Annotated in this window: 19 protein-coding genes and 1 pseudogene; 7 read left to right on the top strand and 13 right to left on the bottom strand. The window is 71.0% G+C overall.

What is annotated here, in order from left to right; all coding sequences use genetic code 11:
* Window positions 1-18: 18 nt before the first annotated feature.
* On the bottom strand, window positions 19-735 hold the full coding sequence (locus QSK39_RS52225; protein WP_285485317.1) for an anti-sigma factor: 717 nt from the start codon (window positions 733-735) through the stop codon (window positions 19-21).
* Window positions 732-1,331: an ECF RNA polymerase sigma factor SigK gene (sigK, locus tag QSK39_RS52220; protein ID WP_285485316.1), complete on the bottom strand. Its 600-nt coding sequence runs from the start codon at window positions 1,329-1,331 to the stop codon at window positions 732-734. Before sigK ends, QSK39_RS52225 begins: the two co-directional genes overlap by 4 nt.
* Before the next feature lie 216 nt (window positions 1,332-1,547).
* Here sigK and QSK39_RS52215 point away from each other — a divergent pair, with 216 nt between their 5' ends.
* The 3 genes from QSK39_RS52215 to QSK39_RS52205 all read left to right on the top strand — a co-directional run bounded on the left by QSK39_RS52215 (window position 1,548) and on the right by QSK39_RS52205 (window position 4,946).
* Window positions 1,548-2,498: a beta-ketoacyl-ACP synthase 3 gene (locus QSK39_RS52215; protein WP_285485315.1), complete on the top strand. Its 951-nt coding sequence runs from the start codon at window positions 1,548-1,550 to the stop codon at window positions 2,496-2,498.
* 79 nt (window positions 2,499-2,577) lie between these two features.
* Window positions 2,578-4,161 carry a molybdopterin-dependent oxidoreductase gene (locus tag QSK39_RS52210; RefSeq protein ID WP_285485314.1) on the top strand — a complete coding sequence of 528 codons (1,584 nt, stop codon included), beginning with the start codon at window positions 2,578-2,580 and terminating at the stop codon, window positions 4,159-4,161.
* A gap of 113 nt (window positions 4,162-4,274) precedes the next feature.
* Complete coding sequence (locus QSK39_RS52205; protein WP_285485313.1) at window positions 4,275-4,946, top strand: fasciclin domain-containing protein; 672 nt, start codon at window positions 4,275-4,277, stop codon at window positions 4,944-4,946.
* 579 nt (window positions 4,947-5,525) lie between these two features.
* On the opposite strand, the pseudogene QSK39_RS53225 reads toward QSK39_RS52205, so the two are convergent.
* Window positions 5,526-5,861 (bottom strand): annotated as a pseudogene (locus tag QSK39_RS53225) (ATP-binding protein); the annotation flags it as partial.
* Window positions 5,862-6,232: 371 nt separating this feature from the next.
* A complete protein-coding gene (locus QSK39_RS52195) occupies window positions 6,233-7,090 on the bottom strand; it encodes an IniB N-terminal domain-containing protein (RefSeq protein WP_285485311.1) in 858 nt (285 codons plus the stop codon).
* A gap of 274 nt (window positions 7,091-7,364) precedes the next feature.
* Between QSK39_RS52195 and QSK39_RS52190 the strand changes: the two genes are divergently transcribed.
* Window positions 7,365-9,764: a helix-turn-helix transcriptional regulator gene (locus QSK39_RS52190; protein ID WP_285485310.1), complete on the top strand. Its 2,400-nt coding sequence runs from the start codon at window positions 7,365-7,367 to the stop codon at window positions 9,762-9,764.
* 83 nt (window positions 9,765-9,847) lie between these two features.
* Here QSK39_RS52190 and QSK39_RS52185 read toward each other — a convergent pair whose 3' ends face one another.
* Window positions 9,848-10,114, bottom strand: coding sequence for a hypothetical protein (locus tag QSK39_RS52185; protein ID WP_285485309.1), 267 nt, complete (start codon window positions 10,112-10,114; stop codon window positions 9,848-9,850).
* A gap of 131 nt (window positions 10,115-10,245) precedes the next feature.
* Window positions 10,246-10,389, bottom strand: a complete 144-nt coding sequence (locus QSK39_RS52180) for a hypothetical protein (RefSeq protein ID WP_285485308.1) — start codon at window positions 10,387-10,389, stop codon at window positions 10,246-10,248.
* A 528-nt stretch (window positions 10,390-10,917) separates the two neighbouring features.
* Between QSK39_RS52180 and QSK39_RS52175 the strand changes: the two genes are divergently transcribed.
* Window positions 10,918-11,580 carry a fasciclin domain-containing protein gene (locus QSK39_RS52175; protein WP_285485307.1) on the top strand — a complete coding sequence of 221 codons (663 nt, stop codon included), beginning with the start codon at window positions 10,918-10,920 and terminating at the stop codon, window positions 11,578-11,580.
* 353 nt (window positions 11,581-11,933) lie between these two features.
* Here QSK39_RS52175 and QSK39_RS52170 read toward each other — a convergent pair whose 3' ends face one another.
* The 7 genes from QSK39_RS52170 to QSK39_RS52140 all read right to left on the bottom strand — a co-directional run bounded on the left by QSK39_RS52170 (window position 11,934) and on the right by QSK39_RS52140 (window position 17,403).
* Window positions 11,934-12,227, bottom strand: coding sequence for a hypothetical protein (locus QSK39_RS52170; protein ID WP_285485306.1), 294 nt, complete (start codon window positions 12,225-12,227; stop codon window positions 11,934-11,936).
* Window positions 12,228-12,292: 65 nt separating this feature from the next.
* Window positions 12,293-13,219: a YeeE/YedE thiosulfate transporter family protein gene (locus QSK39_RS52165; RefSeq protein WP_285485305.1), complete on the bottom strand. Its 927-nt coding sequence runs from the start codon at window positions 13,217-13,219 to the stop codon at window positions 12,293-12,295.
* Window positions 13,220-13,282: 63 nt separating this feature from the next.
* The gene (locus QSK39_RS52160; RefSeq protein ID WP_285485304.1) at window positions 13,283-13,915 is read right to left on the bottom strand and encodes a hypothetical protein; all 633 of its coding nucleotides are present in this window, start codon (window positions 13,913-13,915) and stop codon (window positions 13,283-13,285) included.
* Window positions 13,916-14,315: 400 nt separating this feature from the next.
* Complete coding sequence (locus tag QSK39_RS52155) at window positions 14,316-15,533, bottom strand: hypothetical protein (protein ID WP_285485303.1); 1,218 nt, start codon at window positions 15,531-15,533, stop codon at window positions 14,316-14,318.
* 185 nt (window positions 15,534-15,718) lie between these two features.
* On the bottom strand, window positions 15,719-16,015 hold the full coding sequence (locus QSK39_RS52150; protein ID WP_285485302.1) for a putative quinol monooxygenase: 297 nt from the start codon (window positions 16,013-16,015) through the stop codon (window positions 15,719-15,721).
* 23 nt (window positions 16,016-16,038) lie between these two features.
* A complete protein-coding gene (locus QSK39_RS52145) occupies window positions 16,039-16,374 on the bottom strand; it encodes a twin-arginine translocase TatA/TatE family subunit (protein ID WP_285485301.1) in 336 nt (111 codons plus the stop codon).
* 63 nt (window positions 16,375-16,437) lie between these two features.
* A complete protein-coding gene (locus QSK39_RS52140; protein WP_285485300.1) occupies window positions 16,438-17,403 on the bottom strand; it encodes a ferritin-like domain-containing protein in 966 nt (321 codons plus the stop codon).
* 171 nt (window positions 17,404-17,574) lie between these two features.
* On the opposite strand from QSK39_RS52140, the gene QSK39_RS52135 reads away from it, so the two are divergent.
* On the top strand, window positions 17,575-17,724 hold the full coding sequence (locus QSK39_RS52135; RefSeq protein ID WP_285485299.1) for a hypothetical protein: 150 nt from the start codon (window positions 17,575-17,577) through the stop codon (window positions 17,722-17,724).
* Window positions 17,725-17,777: 53 nt separating this feature from the next.
* Complete coding sequence (locus tag QSK39_RS52130) at window positions 17,778-18,674, top strand: hypothetical protein (RefSeq protein WP_285485298.1); 897 nt, start codon at window positions 17,778-17,780, stop codon at window positions 18,672-18,674.
* Window positions 18,675-18,765 lie beyond the last annotated feature (91 nt).

The raw sequence follows: 18,765 nt of genomic DNA, 5'->3' as shown, positions 1-18,765 counted from the left end.
TCCTGCGGGAAGACCAGCTCAGCTGACCGCGAGGTCCGCAACCGGCGGTGTGGTCGGCTGCAGCGTTCCGGTGGCGGGCTCGACCGTCACCGAGACACCGTCGACGCCGGCAGGCAGCACGGCCTCGATGGTGCCCCCGGGCCCGACCAGTCCCGCCGACCGCGGCGCGCCCGGCCCGGTGAGCCACACCTCGTAGGCGTGGCCGGCGTCCAGCGGTGGCAAGCCCTGCGCGGCGACGAGGACTTTGCCCAGCTGCCGGGAGACCGTGGCCGAGACCGAGCCGCCGGCCACGGCCGTGCGCACGGTGGTCGCGTCCGGCGCGGACGTCAGCGCGCCGCCGTCTGCCACCGGCACCGGGCTGCCGGGGACCGAGTGGTCCAGCCCGATGCTGATCCCGCCGACGAGGACCGCCGCCGACGCGGCGACCGACGCGATCCCGATCAGCGCGCGCTTGCGCCACGGGCGCCGTCGTGCCGGAACGGCGGGTTCGGCCGGGACGCGGGGCGGCAGCTGCCGGGTCTGGGAGATCTCGGCCAGCACGCGGCGGCGCAGGCCGGGGTCAGGAACGACCGCCGCGTCGGCACCGAGGCGGGCGGCGGTCTCCCGGAACTCGGCGACCTCGCCCGCGCAGGTGGGGCATTCACCCAGGTGCCGGACGAAGGCGGCGCGTTCGAGGTCGTCGACCGCGTCGAGGGCGTACGCGCCGGCGAGGATGTGGGCGTCGGCGGTGGTCATCGGTGCACTCCCAAAGCGTCGCGCAAGCGGACCAGTCCGTCCCGCATGCGGGTCTTGACGGTGCCGATCGCGACACCGAGTTTTTCGGAAACCTCCCGGCAGGTGTAACCCTGAAAGTAGGCGAGCAGGATCGACTCTCGCTGGAGCTCGGTCAGGACGGCCAGCGCGGCACGGACCTGTGCGTGGTCGAGGCGGTTCAGCGTGGTCTCGGTGACGTCGTCGTAGGGGCGGCGCAGGTCCAGCCGGTCGGCTCGTTCCTCCCGGTTCACGGCGGACTGCTCGGAGCGGACGCGGTCGATCGCGCGCCGGTGGGCGATGGTCAGCGCCCAGGTCTGCACGCGCCCGCGTCGCTCGTCGAACGTCGCCGCCTTCCGCCAGATCTCGAGCAGGACCTCCTGGGTGACCTCTTCGGCGTGAGAGCGGGAGCGCAGGACCTGGAGCACGGTGCCGAAGATCGGCGCGGCCAGGTGGTCGTAGAGCGCGGCGAAGGCCTGCTCGTCGCCGAGGGCGGCGCGGGCGAGCAGCTGTTCCGGCGTGTTCTCCGGCTCCGGCCCCGTGCCGGGGACGGTGCGGAGCGCGACTGCGCGGGCGGTCATGGCACCTGTCCTTCCCGGCGGGCGCCGAGTCACGTGCCGCGGTCGGCGGCGTGTCACCAGGAGTTCGTCCCGGCCGGCCTGCGCGGATTGGTGTTGTGACGAGAAACCCAACTGGTCACCCACACGGACGAGCGCAGCGAAGTTGTCCACATTGGATCAGCCAAGCCGCGGTGCCGGTCGGCCCGAACACCAGGTGGACTCGACGAGGAGAATGCGATGACCGGCTCGACAGCGATCTCGTTCGGGCACTACCAGCCGAACCGAACAGTCACGAACGACGAACTCGCGGACCGGCTCGGCACGTCCGACGCGTGGATCCGCGAACGGGTGGGCGTGCACAGCCGCCGGGTCGCGGCCCCCGGCGAGTCGGTCGCCGACATGGCGACGGCCGCCGCGGAAGCCGCTTTGCGGCGGTCCGGGTGCAGCGCCGCCGACGTCGACCTCGTGATCGTCGCGACGTGCACGGCGTTCGACCAGATGCCCAGCGTCGCCTGCCGGGTCGCCGAACGGCTGGGGATCACCGCGCCCGGCGCATTCGACCTCAACGCCGCGTGCTCGGGCTTCTCCTACGCGCTGGCCGCGGCCGACCACGCCATCCGGGCGGACGCCGCGGCCCGGGCGATCGTGATCGGTGTCGACAAGATGAGCGACTTCCTCGACTGGACGGACCGCTCGACGTGCGTGATCTTCGGCGACGCCGCGGCCGCCGCCGTCGTCGAGCACGCCCCGGCCGGGATCGGGCCGGTGGTGTGGGGCTCCGCCCCGGCGAAGCGGCACTGCATCACGCTCGAAACCGCCGGCCCCGGCGCGCTGCCCGCGGTGTTCCGGCAAGAGGGCCAAGCGGTGTTCCGCTGGGCCACCACCGCACTCGCTCCGATCGCCCTGCGGGCGTGCCGCCGCGCCGGCGTCGACCCCGCCGACCTCGGCGGGGTCGTGACCCACCAGGCCAACGTCCGCATCATCCAAGCGCTGGCCCGGAAGATCGGGGCGATCGGCGCGGTGGTCGCGACGGACGTGACGGAATCCGGCAACACCTCGGCCGCCAGCATCCCGCTGGCGCTGTCGAAGCTCATCGAGCGCAGGGAAATCGCGGCGGACGCGCCGGTGCTGCTGTTCGGCTTCGGCGCCGGGCTGACTTACGCCGGGCAGGTCATCAACTGCCCATAGCACTCCCGTTTTCACCGGATGAGGTGCGACGGAAATGCCGCGGACCAATACGCCGACGGTCCTGCCTCGAATCATCGGCATGACCGCCACCGAGCTCGATACCCCGGAAGCTCCGCCGGCACCTTCACGCGCCCAACTGCGATTCTTCGCCGCCGCGTTCACCGGCATTCTGGCGCTGGCCGCCGCGCTGGCGGCCGGGCACCTGGTGGCCGGGTTCATCAGCATCAACGCCTCGCCGTACCTCGCGGTCGGCAACGGCGCGATCGACCTGACGCCGGTGGAACTGAAGGACTTCGCCGTCCGCACCTTCGGCACCTACGACAAGCTGGTGCTGCTGGGCAGCATGGCCGTGGTCATGGTGCTGGCTGCGGCGCTCGCCGGTGTCCTGTCGCGACGGTCACCGGTGCCCGGGACGGTCGTCATCGTCCTGTTCGGACTGCTCGGCGGGTTCGCCGTGTCCCGCCGCCCGGACCTGACGGTTGTCGCGCTGCTGGCCCCGATCGCGAGCCTCCTGGCCGGGGTGGCCGTCTTTCTCCTTCTCCACCGCATCGCGCCGCGCGTGTGGCGGGAACCGGAATCGGACGAGAAGACCGGAACATCGCGGCGGTCGTTCCTGCTCGGCGGCGCCGGGGTGGCCGTCGGTGCGGGCGCGATGGGTCTCGGCGGCCAGCTGATCAGCTCGACACGGGACGCCACCGCGTCGAGGGAGGCGATCGGCAAGCTCGTACCCGCGCGGACCGCGCCGATGATCCCGGCCGACGCGGACTTCGCCAAGCTCGGCACCCCGTCGTTCCTGACGCCGAACAACAAGTTCTACCGCGTCGACACCGCGTTGTCGGTGCCGCAGCTGCGCGCCGAGGACTGGACACTGCGGCTGCACGGCATGGTCGACCGCGAAATCCGCTTCAGCTACAACGACATCCGCAACCGCCCGCTGGTCGAGCGCACCGTCACGATGACGTGCGTGTCCAACGAGGTCGGCGGCGACTACGTGTCGACGTCGAACTTCATCGGCGTCGACCTGGCCGACCTGCTCGCCGAAGCCGGTGTGAAACCCGGCGCCGAGCAGCTGTTCTGCACCAGCGTCGACGGCTGGACCTCCGGCACGCCGGTCGCCGCGGCGCAGGACCGCGCCCGCGGCGCGATGCTCGCGATCGGGATGAACGGTGAGCCGTTGCCGTTGGAGCACGGGTTCCCGGCCCGGTTGGTGACACCGGGGTTGTACGGGTATGTGTCGGCGACGAAGTGGGTCGTGGACATCGAGGTCACGACGTGGGCGGCGCGTCAGGCGTATTGGCTCAAGCGGAGCTGGAGCCAGGAGGCGCCGATCAAGACGGAGTCCCGGATCGACTCGCACCGTGGGTTCGCGAACGTTGCGGTGGGGAAGGTGCGCGTCGCGGGGGTCGCGTGGGCCCAGCACACGGGGATCGAGAAGGTCGAGGTCCGCATCGACCAAGGCCCCTGGCAGGAAACCACACTGTCGCAGGAGGTCAACGTCAACACCTGGCGGATGTGGTGGACCGAACTCGACATCCCGGCCGGGGTGCACCAGGTGTTCTGCCGCGCCACCGACAAATCCGGCTACACCCAGACCGACCAGCGCGCGGGAACCGTCCCGAACGGCGCTACAGGGTGGCACAACGTCACGTTCACCGCCGCCTGAGAAATATTTTCCGATCGACCAATCCGGGCCCGGCCGGGCACCGAATCACCAGCAACAAGAGGTTCTCGCCGACTGGGCAGCCTCAGCCGCGTAATCAATTGGAGTGAATTCTCGTGCGTAACCTTCGTATTGCCGGTATCGGTCTGACCGCGGCCGCCGCGCTCACGCTGACCGCGTGCAGCGGCAGCGACTCCGCTTCCTCCTCGTCCAGCAGTGCGCCCGCGCCGTCCTCGTCCGCGGCCGCCCCGTCCTCGAGCGCCGACGCGGGCGCCTCGGACGGCATGACCACCAACGCCGACGTCTTCGGCCCGGCGTGCTCCCAGCTGCCGCAGGGTTCCGCGCCGGGTTCGCTGGACTCGATGGGCCCGCAGCCCGTCGCTTCCGCCGCCTCGACCAACCCGCTGCTGACCAAGCTGGTCGCCGCGGTCAAGGCCACCAACCTGGTCGACACCCTCAACAGCGCCCCGGCCATCACCGTGTTCGCGCCGGCGGACCCGGCCTTCGCGGCGCTGGGTGACGCGAAGTTCAACGAACTGGCGGGCAAGCCTGCGGAGCTGGCGCCGATCCTGCAGTACCACGTCGTCGGCAAGCGCTACAACGCCAAGGGCCTCGAAGGCGCCGGCACCCTCGACACGCTGAACGCCGCCGGCGGGCCGCTGAAGATCGAGGGCACGGGCGACAACATGACCGTCAACGGCGCGAAGATCCTGTGCGGCAACATTCCCACCAAGAACGCCACCGTCTTCGTGATCGACAAGGTCCTCACCCCGGGCACCAACAAGTAAACACCGACGTCCGGTCGCCGACGGGTGACCTGACACTGTACGGCCGCCTCGGCTCCACTACCTCCTGGAGCCGGGGCGGCCGTCCTTCTGGCCTGGTAGCGGAGTGCAGGAAATCCGCTGCCGGGGGACGCCGAAGCGGCGGCGTCCCGTCGGTCGTCGTCACCGCTGGTTCACTCCATGGCGCTGACGGCGGCCGGCCCTGCCCGGGCCGGTGTGATGTGCGCTCAGCGCAGCTGAATCCCGCCACCGGCAACGTCTCCCCGGCCGCTGCAATCGGATGTGGTGCCGGCCAGGGCAACCCCCGTGGTGACCGCCGGCCCGCCGCCGATCATGACGGCCACGGCCCCAGAGATGTGCGCACGCTCATCGAAATCCCCTCTCCTGCTTGGCGATTCGACACGGCGGACACGGACGGCCCGGGCAGCGGGTTGATCTCCACCGACCCGACTCACCCGATCGGGTAATCCGGGCAAGTCGCGGTCACGGAGCGGCGGGAAAGATCCGGAACGGCACCAGCGCCCACACCACCTTGCCCACGCTGTCGGTGCGCGCGCCCCAGTCCACGGTCAGCTGGTCCACCAGCCGGAGGCCGAATCGGCCGGATCCCGGCCCACCCGCACGCACCGGTGTGACGTCGGGGTCCGCGTCATGGACTTCGACCAGCAGGTGCTCGGCGGCGCGGGTGACCCGCAACTCGTGGACCGCGGTGGTGTGCTGGTAGGCGTTGCCGACCAGTTCGTCGATCACGAGCAGGACACCGCCGAACCGATCGTCGGGGCACGCCCCGAAGGTGAGCGCCTCGGCGACCACAGACCGAACCTGGCGGAGATCCGGCCGATCGCCGAGCGCGACCGTTGTTTCGGCCGCCGCGGCGAGCCGATCGGTGAGTCGCGCCAACTCCTGGTCGAAATCCATTGCCGAAACCGACTTTCCCTCGACACCCGTCCCCGTTCGGTGTTCGGGCCGGTTCGCCACCCGGATTGGTGCCGGGATCCGGATTCACCGGATCAGTCGAACGTGCAGGAGCAGGCCTGGACGCCAGGGCTGATCGTCAAGGTGAGCTGCCCGGAGCAGGTCCAGCGTCAGCGAGGCGCCGCCCGGCCCGAGAGCGAAACCACTGCTGTTCGGGTTGACCTGCCGTTGCGGCAGCTTCGCGAATGGCTTCTTCAGCGACGGGATCAGCAGGCTGCCGGCTAAGAAGCGGAAGGGCCATCACCGCACTTCGGGACGTAGTTCGCTCCCGGGCGGGTGCGGACCGGCACGGCCCCGCACCCGCCCGGACGGCGTCAGTGCGGCAGGTGGAAGTCGTTGCCGGAGCCGATGGTCAGGTGGCTCAGGTCGGCGCCGATGTTGCCGCTGAGGGCGCCTTCGCCGATGTTGCCGACAACGTCGTGGACGTCGGAGATGTTGCCGCTGTGCGAGGCGATGTCGCCGACGTGGTTGGTGACGTCGCCGAGGGTGCCGTTGTGCGAGATGTCGCCGACGTGGCTCGTGATGTCGCCGACGCCGTGCGCGGTGACATCGCCGATCGTGTGCTCCAGCCCGGTGTTCGCGCCCAGCGACCCGGTGAGGTCGCCGATCGTCGAACCGACGCCCTGCGCGCCGTCGACGGCCGACGTGACGCCGGAAACGTTGTCCAGGCCGGAGGTGAGGTCGAGGGCGCCGGCGACGTCGCCGCCGGAGACGTGGCCGGTGACGTCGCCGACCGCACCGGTGACGGTGGTGACCGGGTCGAGCTGGCCGCCGCCGACGTGGTCGATGGAGCTGGTGAGGTCACCCGCCGCGCTGAACGGGTCGGTGATGTTCTGGGTGAGGGCGGTCATCCCGCTCACCGCGCCGAGCACGTTGTTCTCGGAGGTGGCGTCGCCGAGGGAGAGGTTCTGGGTGAGGGCCTTGAGCTGCTCGATGGCGCCGGCCTGGCCGGTGGTGATCGAGTCGAGGTCCAGGCCGTTCTGGCCGCCCAGGTTGCCCACCGGCGCGAAGTCCAGGACGAGCGGGAGGATGTCGTGCAGGTCGGCACCGGAGATGTCGCCGAGGCCCGCGCCGTCGAGCGTGCCCTGCGGGTCGTCGCCGAAGGCGGTGCGGGCGGACGGGTCGTTGAGCAGGTTGAGCGTGAATTCGTACAGCGACTGCGCCGGGTTCATCGATCAGGCTCTCTGTGGGGGGCGTGGGTCACGCCGGTGACAAGCGGGTCACCGACCGCACCGACGCTAGGGCGCGGCGGGGGTGCACGACATCGGGTGTGACGCCTAGTGGTGATCTTCGGAATCCCTGAGGGGGACTCTTCACCCGTTAGGGGATCGCCGGACACCGTGGCGTGGCTCTCATCCGCGAACGGGTGCCGCGGGGACCCGTCCACCCCGCACCGCGAGCCGAACTCCTGACAGGTGGCCGAAACTCCGGTCACCTGTCGAGGAGGTGCCCACCATCGTGGAGGAGCTGCTGTCAGCACAGCTGCGGGAGTTGCTGGCCGGGATCGACACCCGGCCGGAGGACCCGGTCCGGGTGATCCTGTCGGGGCCGCCCGGGCACGGAAAGTCGACGATGCTGACGGCGATCGGCCGGCACTACCGCGCCGCCGGGGTCCCGGTGATCGACCGCGCCGCCCTGTCCGGGGCCACCTCCGCGGCCGGAGCGGCCGTCCTGCTCGACGACGCGGACACACTCACCCCGGCGGCGGCCGAGGTCCTCGTGCACCTGGCCGGCGAGACATCCCGGCTCGTGCTCACCCACACCCCCGGGGCGGCAGGAGCGCTCTTCACGGCGCTGGCCACAGCGGAGGCCCGGCACCTGCGCCTGGCTCCGTGGACCGCGGACGATGTGGTCCGCTTCGCCCGGGACGTGCTCGGGCGATCGCTGACCGGCGAACAGGCGGTCAAGGTGCAGCGGGCGACGGCCGGGATCCCGAGACTGGTGACCCGGTGCCTCGTCCTGCCGGCCGCCGACGAACTGATCGACCAGCTGCGTGCCGAGCTGGACGGACTCGGCGAACCCGCACTGACCTACCTCGTGGCCGCCGGGATCGGCGGTGAACACGACGTGGAACTGCTCGCCACGGTCCTGGACCAGGCCCGCGACGACGTCCCCGCGGTCGTCGCCGGGATCCGCGCCGCCGGGCTGCTCGCCGCCGACGACATCGTGCCGCCGCTCGTGGCGCGGGCGGTCCGCGACCACGTCACCCCCGGACGGCGGCTGGCCGTGCTGGTCCGGATGCTCGAAGCTCGCCTGGCCTCCGGGCAGCCGGTGCTGCCCATAGCCCGGGAACTGCGGAGTCTCGGGGCGTCCGGCGACCTGCCGCGTGCCGGTCTCGAGGCGGCGGCCGCCGAGGCGGTCGCGGACGACCCGGCACTGGCCGCCGACCTCTACGCCGCGGCGACCCGCGAAGGCAGTTCGGTGCAGCGCCTGGCGCCCGCTTGGGCTCGGGCCGCGGTCCTCGCCGGACAGCTCGACACGGCCCTGCGGCTCGGGGCCGAACTGCTGAGCGCGGCCGCACCCGAGGCACGGGCAGAGGGGGCGCTGCTCACCGGCACCATCATCGCCCGCCGCGGCGACCTCGCCCACGGTGCCGAGCTCCTGCGCTGGTCGGGTGACCCGGGAGCACAACGGCTCGCGGATCTCGCCGAGATCGCGCTCGGGCAAGTGGTCCCCGACGACGAACCGCCGTCGCCACCGCTGTCCGCCTACGCGCACGTCGCGGGCCGGCTGCTCGAGGGGATCCGGACATCGGTCTCCCGCCGCCCGGACGCGGCGCTGGCGACGCTGCTCGGCGCCGCCGACTCCGCCGCGGCCACCAGTGTCGATCATCTGTTGCCGGACTCGCCCGCGGCGCTGGCGGCTTTCGTGGCCCTGCACGCGGGAGAGTTCGAGCTCGCGCACGGCGTTCTCACCCGGGCACGGGCGGACGAGCGCCACACTCTGCTGCTCGGCTGGACCGCACTGCTCGCCGGTGACCTCGGCGCCGCCGCGGCCCACCGGATGGCCGTGCGCCGCCAGGAAGTCGTCTTGGCTCCCCGCGACGAACTGCTGTTGCGGGGACTCGAACTCGGGCTCGCGCGCCGCGGTGAGACGCCTGCAGCGGTGCGCGGGCACTGGAACACGGCCTACGAGGCGATGATGCGCCAGCCGGTCGACCTGTTCACCCTGCTCCCCCTCGGCGAGCTGCTGGTCGCCGCGGCCCGGCTGGGCGAGGGCTTCCGCGTCGCCATGCACCACGACCGTGCCCGCGCCCTGCTGGAGCGGCACGGCTCACCGCCGCTGTGGACGACCTGGCTCACCTGGTCGGCGTTCCACGCCGCGATCGCCGGCGGCGACCCGGAAACCGCACGAAGATCCTTGACCTCGTTCGATCCGGCAGCTGGGCGGCTCGGACCCGCACTGGCCGCGGCCGGCCAGGAATGGCTCGCCGTCCTCGACGGCACCGTCGAGCCGGATCGCGTGCTCGTCACGGCAGACAGCCTTTACCGAGCAGGTCTTCGCTGGGACGCGGCGCGGCTGGCCGGGCAGGCGGCGATCCGGCTCACCGACCGCGCGGCGATGGTTTCCCTGCTGCGTGCGGCGAAACGGTTCACCCACGGCACCTCCGTTCCCGAAGAGCGTGTCGCGGTGACGCCGGCCGAACCACCTGTCTTGACCACTCGCGAACGCGAAATCGGCCGGCTGCTCGTCGCCGGTCACATCTACCGGGAGATCGGCGAGCAGCTCCATATTTCCGGCAAGACGGTCGAGCACCACGTCGGCCGGATCCGCGCCAAGCTCGGTGTCACCGACCGCCGCACGCTCACGACGGTGCTGAGTGGCCTGCTCGGCGACGACGGGTGACCGCGCGGAGGTGACGAAGCGGGACACCGGTTCGTCCGGTGCCCCGCTGCGCCGGGATCCGAGGGGACGGCGAGCGCGGCCGGTCAGCCGAGGTCGAGCAGGCCGCCGCCGAGCAGGCCGTCGTAGCAGTCGCCGTCGTCGTCGTGGTGGCCGCCGGTGATGTGCAGGCCGAGCAGGATGCTCAGGTGCAGGCCGTGGTACTGGTGGCCGGGTTCGTGGTCGGCGACCGCGACACTCGGCAGCGGGGTCGCGGTGGAAGCCGAAGCCGCGGCCGGGGCGGCCAGCAGGAAGCCGAGTGCCGCGGCCGGCAGCGCGGCGGTCGCCAGAATGCGACGGCGGAGTGTGCTCACGGTGGATCTCCTTCTCCTCGAACGAACATCGGACCCGATCCCGGCGGGATCACGGACCATTCGAAGCGACCGGACGCGGCGGACAGGGCCGCGGCGCACGGACCAGCCCTGTGGGTGACGAACCGGGGTGTTCAGGCGAGGCCGAGCAGGAGCACCGGCGACGTCGTCGGCTGCGGCGAGCCGGCGACCGGCTCGGTGGTGATCAGACCCCGTCCCCGGGACAGGGTCGCGGTCGCGACGCTCGCTCGCTGGTGCAAGGCCCGCCGAGCCCGCACTACCGGAACCGTCGGAGATCCGACCTGCGGTGGGAGTTGCCGGGTCGTGGTGATCTCGGTGAGCACCCGGTTGCGCAGCCGCTCGCCGGGGATCGTGGTGACGGCGGCGCCGAGCCGGGCGGCGGTCTCCTCGAATCAGCGGACTTGGATTTCGGCGGGGGCCCGAGCGCCTCGCGGACGCGGTCCGGTCCAGTGTGGACAAGGTGCCTCCGATGGCGTCGCCGTAGGGGCGGCGTAGGTCGAGCGGCCCGGCTCGGTCCTGGCGATCCCGCGACGCCTGTTCGGAGCGGCCACAAGTCGTTCGACGCCGGTAGTGACCGGTATCGGTGTGATGTCTCAGGCCGGTCGCGTTCACTCGATCGGGTCAACCGAGTTCCGGAGGCCATCCGCGCCAGTGGTGGTGGCGAACGGCCGTGTGAAGCCCCACCCAGCCCGGTTCGGCGACCACGCCGAACGACCAGCACCAAGCGGCGTCGCAGGAGGTCCCCCGCGGACTGATCGTCGGCCGTTGGATTTGGAGTGACTTTCGTGAACAAGCTTCGCATTGCCGGAATCGGCCTGACGGCGGCCGCCGCGCTCACGCTGACCGCGTGCGGCGGCAGCAGCGACTCGGCCTCCTCGAGCTCCAGCTCGATGGCCCCGTCGTCGTCGGCAAGCGCCGCCGGCTCGACCGGCTCCCCGGACGGCGTGACCACCAACGCCGACGTGTTCGGCCCCGCGTGCGGCCAGCTGCCGCAGGGCTCCGCGCCGGGCTCGCTCGACTCGATGGGACCGCAGCCGGTCGCCTCCGCCGCGTCGACGAACCCGCTGCTGACCAAGCTGGTCGCCGCGGTCAAGGCCACCAACCTCGTGGACACGCTCAACAGCCAGGAAGCGATCACGGTGTTCGCGCCGGCCGACCCGGCATTCGCGGCCCTCGGTGACGCGAAGTTCGCGGAGCTGGCGGGCAAGCCGGCCGAGCTGGCCCCGATCCTGCAGTACCACGTCGTCGGCAAGCGCTACGACGCCAAGGGACTCGCCGCCGCCGGCTCGGTCGACACCCTCAACACCGCCGGCGGTCCGGTCAAGCTCGAGGGCTCGGGCGAGAACATGACGATCAACGGCGCCAAGATCTTGTGCGGCAACATTCCCACGAAGAACGCCACGGTCTTCGTGATCGACAAGGTCCTCACGCCGGGCACCAACAAGTAACACCGGCCCCGGGCCATGGCCGTTCCCTTGCGGGCGGCCCGTCACCGGGTGAGGCCGAAGCGGCGGCGTCCAGCCGGTCGCCGTCACCGCCGGATCACTCCAGGCGGCGACGGTGGCCGGCTCCTATCGCGAAGACCGCTCTCGTGGCCGAAAAAGCACGCCGAGGCCAAACACCGCGGCGGCGAGTCGGCGGGCTACCCGCCGGCCGCGATCCCCGGAGTCAGCTCACCCGATGTCGCCCGCAGGGTGACGACTGCGGGCGAGGTGAAGGTCAACGGGCCTCACTCCGCACGCCGAAAGCCTTGTCACGCTTACTCGATCTCGCCCGACCAGCGCGCCGGTCGGGATGGCGGTCAGGCGATCATCTGCATACCGCCGAAGAAAATCACCAGCAGCGCCCCGATTCCGAAGCCCGTCAAGAGCGCGCCGCCGAGACTGGGCCGGATCCGGACTCCCGCGTACGCCAGGCCCAGCGCGAGCATCATCCAGGCACCCACCAAGGCGAGGTGCGTCATCATCGTGCTGCTGAGATCGAACGCGACCTTCGCGCCGCCGGCCACGATGAGGGCGAAGGCGATCGAGATTCCCACGTGGGCCCACCGGTTCTTGGTCGTACCGCCGGTCGAGTGCGGGTGACTGCGGGTCATGGTGACCTCCTCGTCGGATCACTCCAGTCTCACACGGTTCGCGCCCGGTGATCCTTACCGCACGATTACCCCGGTGCGGGAGTCTTGGCTACTACGCTGCGTACGGTCCGCGCGAGCGCGATCCCACCGATGACGGCGGCCACGACGACCCACGAGGAGACGTTGAGCTGGGCGACGCCCGAGAGTCCGTGACCGAGGGTGCAGCCGCCCGCGAGCCAACCGCCCGCGCCGAGCAGGAACCCACCGACGGCCAGCCGGACGTAGCGGACCGATCGCTCGCCGCGGACGCGGAGATCGCCGGTCACGCGGGCGGCGACCGCGCCGCCCAGGACGATGCCCGGCAGGAACGCCGTCAGCCACCAGTTCGGCTCGCCGGTGGCGAGACCGCCCACCGCACCGACCGTGCTGGGACCGAAGCCCGCGCCGCCGACGCCGGCCAGTACCCAGCCCACGATCGTCACCACGCCGAGTGCCGTACCGGCGACCGGCCAGTTCCACTGCCCGCGCTGCGGGTGATCCGCGTGGCGCCACAAGCACAATGCCGCGACGACGGCAGCGAGGAATGCGAGGGCGAACGCCACCCGCGGGACGCCGAGCAGACCGGGAAAGGTCGCGGCCGGCCCCGGTGGCAGAAGCATCGGACCGGGTAGCACGACCCGGCGTGCGGACAACTCGCCGGCTGCCCAGCCGCCCAGTCCGGCCGCGCAACCGAGCATGCCCGAGCCGAGCTTGAAGAACAGACCCGAAACACACGTGCCCGCCACCGCCATGCCCACACCGATCACGAGCCCGCCGACGACGTCGGCGACGGGCGTGAACGGCAGCCCCTGGTTCAGGCCGCCGGCGAGGGGAGTCAGGAACAGCACCGAGAGCCCTGCCGCGGCGACCGCCACGCCCAGCAGCCAGCTCCGGGCGAGCAGGAAACGTCCGACGAGGACGCCCGCAAACACGGAGTGAAAACACAGCTGTGCTCGTTGCAGCACGTAGCCCATCGCCACACCGGCAGCCCCGCCGGTGATGATCGTGATCGTGCTCTCGGGAATGACGCTCCTCCTCTACCGTTCCCGGGTGGTTCGGAACCCGGCCGCCACCGGATCGGTCGCCCGTCCGGGCGCCGCGGCTGGTGCCCGGCGCTCTCGTTGCGCGGGGACGGCGGGAACGGTGGAGCTGTCTGTTGTGGACGCTCGTGCGACGAGCACGATCGCCGCGGCGAGCAACACGATGTCCTTGAGCACGTACTGGCCCTCGAGGGTCGGTGCGTGCCCCGGACCGCTGAACAGCCGGCCGGGAAGCAGCACGACCGGGGAGAGGATCCCGGCCAGCTCCAGCGCCAGCAGATACCGGACCCGGTGGAACAACCAGCCGGTCACCAGCGACAGCCCGATCACGCATTCTAGTGCCGCCGTCCCGGCAAGCGCGACGGAAAAGGGGACCAAAGCCGGCACCACTCCCCAGGTCAGCTCGCGACTGGTGGCTGCGACCAGGTTCTCGGCGGGGCTGACGCCGGGAAAGAACTTGAGCACGCCGAATCCCAGGAACACCAGGCCCATGTTGATCCGCAGCAGAGTCAGCCCGTGCCGTACCGCCAAACCGGCCAGGAGGTCGTGGAAGATCATGGTTGTGGCGCGAAACGTGTGCACTGCGACCTCCACTGCTCGCCGACGCTGTCCTGAGACGTTCGCGTCCACGGGGCCGGAAGATCGGCGCCGCCATGCTGGTGAGTGACGGCGTCCACTCGTTCGGCCGCACCTCACCCGGCGTCGGAGGAGCTTGATTCCGTGAGCCTCAGCGGGTGAGGACTGCCGAATAGCGGACGAACGGTCCACTGTAGACTTTTTCGTCGTTGCACTCGATGTACGACGCGTACGTGGTGCCTGGCCCGCTCGTGCACGTGACCGTTGAGCAGGTGTAGCCGATTCCGCCTGATCGTGCCGGACAGGTCGGGCCGGCCGCTTCGCTCTCAGGGGACGCCGATGCCGCGCCGACCGTGAGGGCTGACATCGCAAGAGTCGAAGCTGCTGCGGCTCGTGCCAGGTTCTGCATTCTCCTCGTCGAGTGCAGCTGTCACCGGCCGAAGCACGTCCCGGTTCACGGGTGCCGGATCAGGGTGGCCCGGGTGGGAGTCACCGGGAACCACACGTCCCGCCGGAGGATCCAGGTGCCGTCCGGGGTCAGGTGGACGGTGCCGAGGTTGATGAGGGCAGCCGTGCCGGGGAATCCGCCGGCGACGATGCGGTCGCCCTCGTGCAGCACGCCGGGGCCGGCGGTGACCGTCGACAGCCGGCCGGGGCCGGCGGCGAGGCCGACCGGGCGATCGGCGGTCGCCGTCCGGGAGCTCAGTCCTGACGTCCGCAGCGTTGTCAAGTCTGTGCCGGCACCAGCGGTGGCGCCACCGGTGGTGACGACACCGATCAGTCCATCGTGGAGCGTCAGCAGGTCGCCCGGTTGCGCGTCTGCCGCACCGGTGACGGTGAAGGTGCCGTCGAGACGCGGGGTCGCGGTGACGGTACGAGTGGCCGGATCGCCGGCTGCCGCGACCAAGGAGGCGATGCCCCGTTCCCCGCGGTCGCCGAACGCGAGCCCGGTGTTCCACGCGGCTGCCTGCGGCGGCAGGTCCACGGTGAGCAACCCGTCGAGGGACGGGGCTGCGGTGCCGGCGATTCCGTGCTCCACGACGCTGGTGCCGAACCGAGCGGTCGGCATGCCCGGTGCGGCGAGGGCGACCGCCCAGCTACCCGGAGCCCCGGGCGCCGATCTGGAGACGACGAAGCCGTAAGCCGCCGGGGCAGGCCCGCTCGTGGAGACGGCCACCTGGGCCCGCACCATGAGCGTCGCAGTGTCCGGTGCGCCTGTGGTCGACGGCGTGGTCATGAAGCCCAGCGACGTCCTTCCGGCGGCGTCGTCACGGCGCAGGACCACCAGCGTCACGTTCTGCCCGGCTTGCCTGCCGAGCGGCCCGGCGTAGAGCACGGCGGCTTCCGATCCGGGCGCCCCGGCTGGGCTGGCGTTCGCCCAAGCCAGCTTCGCCCGGTCGACCAGCGCGGTGTCCCCGGCCAGGGGGCCACGCGCCGGCCACTGGGCGACAGCCACGGGCTGGGCCGGGGCTTCATCACCGCTCGAGGCCATCACGAGCGCGGCACCACCGCCGGCCACGACGACCGCGACGACCGCGGCCACCGCGACACCCGGCCAAAGCCGCCGCCGTCGTGCCTGCGTCCGCGGTGCCCGATGCGCGACGGAGGCAGCCTCGCCGGCCGCAAGCTCGGTGCGCAGGACCGCGGCCGAATCCGGCGGATGCTGGTTCATCGTCGTCCCTTCGAAGTCGGCCTCAGCGGGGTCTGCAGGGACGGTGACCCGGCTTCCCCCAGCGCTGCTCGACGAACACCTCGAACTGCTTGTCCGTCCTCGGCAACAGCCGGCTCCTCTCGACCTCGGCACCCACTACAGAGCCGGTGGACGTGCCGAATGGTTGCGTCGCCGAGGAGCGACGGTCACGTCACCGCGATGACGTCGACCGGGCGGATGTCCGGATCGGCCGCGAGCAGGTCTTCGGCGACCTGCCCGAGCGCGACCGGGATCTGCCCGCCGAGATGGGCTTGACGGGCTTCTTCGGTCTCGAAGGTGTCGAAAATGCCGTAGGTGGTGTCGTCGATCTTGAATGCGTACCAGGTGACGGTCCCGGTCTCGGCGGCGGCGAGTGCGCGGCCCTGCTCCAGGAACGCGGCAAGCTCGTCACCTTTGCCAGGCTTGGCTTTGAGGGTCACGAGAAGTCCTCGGTCGACAGTCATGGGCGGGTCCTTTCGATGGTGCGTCAGGTGGCTTCCAGGTCCACCCCGGACACTCGCCCGGTCGGCGACGGCTCCGGGGTGGGCGGTTCGACCGGCGGTGGGTCCAGCACGAATCGCGTCAGGGCGGTGCGGGGATCCAGATTGCGGAGTTGGTTGAGCTCGCCCAGCGGTTTGCGCAACTGCTCGAACTCCGGTCCGATCTCGCTGCTGATCTGCTCGTGCGCGTTCGCGACGGCGTCCTTGGCTTTCTGCGCCGTCCTCCGCACGGTCGCGATGGCGCCGGGCAAACGTTCCGGGCCCAGGATGAACAGCGCCGCGACCAGCAGGACGAACAGGTGTTCCGGGCTGAGTCCGAGCATGGTGCCTCTCCGGTCGCGGGGGGTGCGGGACCGCCCCGACGGCGGTCCCGCACCCCTGGCGGATCAGTTGGCGGCGCTGGTGTTCACTTCGCCGTTGACGCCCTTGGGGAAGAACCCGCCGGACTTGGCGGCCTTGTTCGTCAAGTACACGATGTTGAGCACCTGGCCGGGCGAGCGGCTGTAGGCGATGCCGTTGGCGTCGGTCGGGACGATGTTGGCGTTGCCGTGGCTGTCGATGACGCCTTGGTCGTCATCGGTCGGGCCGTCGAGGCTGTCACGGGCGTTGGAGAGCTTGACGGTCGCCTTGCCGTCGCCGCGCTGGTAGAGCGCGCTGCGGATGTTGGCCGCGTGGTACGCCTCCACCGCGAGGATGCCCGCGGCGGCCTCGAGGTAGGTCTTGTTGGTGATCAGCGGGGCCGCACCCTTGTACGCCGTCACACCGACGTCCTCGAACAGGAACGCGGCGAGCAGGAAGTTCTCTTCGCAGGAGAACGCGTCGAAGGTCTGGCCGGGCTTGACCAGGCCGGCGGCCTGGGCGGCGGCGGTGAAACTGGACTGCAGGTCGATCGCCGGGCGGCTGACCGCCGCCGAGCCGAGCGCGGAACGCAGGAACTGCACGTGCGCCTTCTCGTCACCCGCGATCTCCTGGGCGTACTGCTTCGCGGCCTTGGTCTGGAACCGGACAGCGCGGCCGCCGGTCACGCCGCCACGGGTGCCGGTGCCGGTCGTCATCGAGTCGGCGAGCCCCTTGCCGGTGACGGCGTGCAGGTAGAACTCGGCTTCGAGGTACTCGAGGTTGAGGGCGAAGTTGAGGACGGCTCCGTCACTGACCTCAGCCGACGCGGCGGCCGCCGCAGCAGTGGGCCGGGCGGTCGCGGCGGACGCGGTCCCGGTGGCGAGGCCGCCGAGCGCACCCGCCCCGACGACACCGAGGCCGGTCATCCCGGCCGCTTTGAGGAAACGGCGACGGTCCTGGTCGTTCTCCGCGCTCCGGTTGATCATCGACGCGGCATAGCGTTTGCCAAACACGGACGAACTCCTCCCCGCCCGCGCGCGAAGGCGGCGGGCGACACCCACCACCGGCTCCCGGCGCTGGGGGATGGATCCTTCGTGGACAGTTCACGTTCGGGGCCGGTCGCGGCGCGGATGGGTTGATTCCCCAACCGGGTGGCCGGCGGCGAACAGGGCCGACGACCCAGCGTGTCCAGCCAGGTGACTGCGGTGACCCAAGGAGTGATTTCCGCTATTCTTGGCAAGAAAATCAGCGAGTTTACCCGCTACTCAGTGGTAGCAAACCTTATTGGAGTGAAAGAAAAAACTTCGATCTACCCCCAATCCGGCGATGCCTGACGCCCCGAACCACGACCGACAGTGAAGTCCACACTCGAAGGGGGGTGAGATAGATGGATACTTCCCTGACGGACGACACGCTGGTCCGGCACCCGGTGGTACTTCGAGTGCTGGTGGTGGCCGGTGCGTTGTTCGGGTTCACGCTACTGGCCTTGGCCGTGTCGGCGGCCGCGGACGCTTCCGAGGGTCCGCCCCCGGATCGGCCGGGGTTGCTTGATCACGTCGGGAGCACGGTTCACGGCGTGCTCAAGCCGGCCGAACCGGCGCTCACGCCGGTCACCGAGCCCGTGCGCGCGGTGACGTCGCAGGTGGCGCGGGTCGCGAAGCCGGTGACGAACGGGCTCGAGCCTGTTCTCGCGCCGGTCACGCGTCCGGTGCTGCACGCGGTGGAGCCGGTGTTGTCGGCTCTCCGTCCGGTCACCGAGCCCGTGCTGCACGCGGTGTCCCCGGTGACCTCGCCGGTGCTCCGTGCCACGGCACCCCTGACCGACCCGGTGGTGCGGGCGGTCGGGGCCGAGCACGTGGTCCCGGCGGTGACCGGACTCCAGGAGAGCGAACGGCCGGCACATCCCGCGCCGCGTGAAGACATCGTGTCTTCGCCGAGCGTGACTGCGCCTGCCGGAAGCGGTACTCCGGTCACGGTCACCTCGGCCGATCCGCAGCGTTCTCGTTTCGTGCACGCTGCTGTCCGGCCGGCTGCCGGACATTCCGGTTCGCGGATCGGCGTTGCCGATCCGACATCCGGATCGGGCGGCGGCGGGCTGCCCGCCGACGTCTCCGGCGCAAGCGGGGCGATGTCGGCGAGTCCGGGTGGCCAGCACGGTGGCGAGTACGCCGTGACCACGGCCGGGAGCGCTGTTCCCGGCTCCGATCGCACGTGGCGGGCACCGCCCGCCGGCGCGTGGTCGTTGCACTGGCTGGAGTACTACGGCAACGACCATCCGAGCTGACGAACCCTTTCCACCCTCAAAATCCACAATGGACAGAGAGCAGGGAAAGGGAAGTCATGCACAAGTACGTGCGACGCGGCCTGACCGCCGC

Source organism: Amycolatopsis sp. NBRC 101858 (genome assembly GCF_030269325.1).
GTDB classification, from domain to species: domain Bacteria; phylum Actinomycetota; class Actinomycetes; order Mycobacteriales; family Pseudonocardiaceae; genus Amycolatopsis; species Amycolatopsis ponsaeliensis.
The sequence above is the reverse complement of the archived record's forward strand: the minus strand, read 5'-3'. Positions and strand labels throughout refer to the sequence as shown.

Excerpts from the sequence above, each read along its gene's own strand:
- QSK39_RS52225 (WP_285485317.1), bottom strand. The coding sequence starts at position 735 with ATGACCACCGCCGACGCCCACATCCTCGCCGGCGCGTACGCCCTCGAC.
- sigK (WP_285485316.1), bottom strand. The coding sequence starts at position 1,331 with ATGACCGCCCGCGCAGTCGCGCTCCGCACCGTCCCCGGCACGGGGCCG.
- QSK39_RS52215 (WP_285485315.1), top strand. The coding sequence starts at position 1,548 with ATGACCGGCTCGACAGCGATCTCGTTCGGGCACTACCAGCCGAACCGA.
- QSK39_RS52210 (WP_285485314.1), top strand. The coding sequence starts at position 2,578 with ATGACCGCCACCGAGCTCGATACCCCGGAAGCTCCGCCGGCACCTTCA.
- QSK39_RS52195 (WP_285485311.1), bottom strand. The coding sequence starts at position 7,090 with ATGAACCCGGCGCAGTCGCTGTACGAATTCACGCTCAACCTGCTCAAC.
- QSK39_RS52170 (WP_285485306.1), bottom strand. The coding sequence starts at position 12,227 with ATGACCCGCAGTCACCCGCACTCGACCGGCGGTACGACCAAGAACCGG.
- QSK39_RS52165 (WP_285485305.1), bottom strand. The coding sequence starts at position 13,219 with ATGGGCTACGTGCTGCAACGAGCACAGCTGTGTTTTCACTCCGTGTTT.
- QSK39_RS52155 (WP_285485303.1), bottom strand. The coding sequence starts at position 15,533 with ATGAACCAGCATCCGCCGGATTCGGCCGCGGTCCTGCGCACCGAGCTT.
- QSK39_RS52150 (WP_285485302.1), bottom strand. The coding sequence starts at position 16,015 with ATGACTGTCGACCGAGGACTTCTCGTGACCCTCAAAGCCAAGCCTGGC.
- QSK39_RS52145 (WP_285485301.1), bottom strand. The coding sequence starts at position 16,374 with ATGCTCGGACTCAGCCCGGAACACCTGTTCGTCCTGCTGGTCGCGGCG.
- QSK39_RS52130 (WP_285485298.1), top strand. The coding sequence starts at position 17,778 with ATGGATACTTCCCTGACGGACGACACGCTGGTCCGGCACCCGGTGGTA.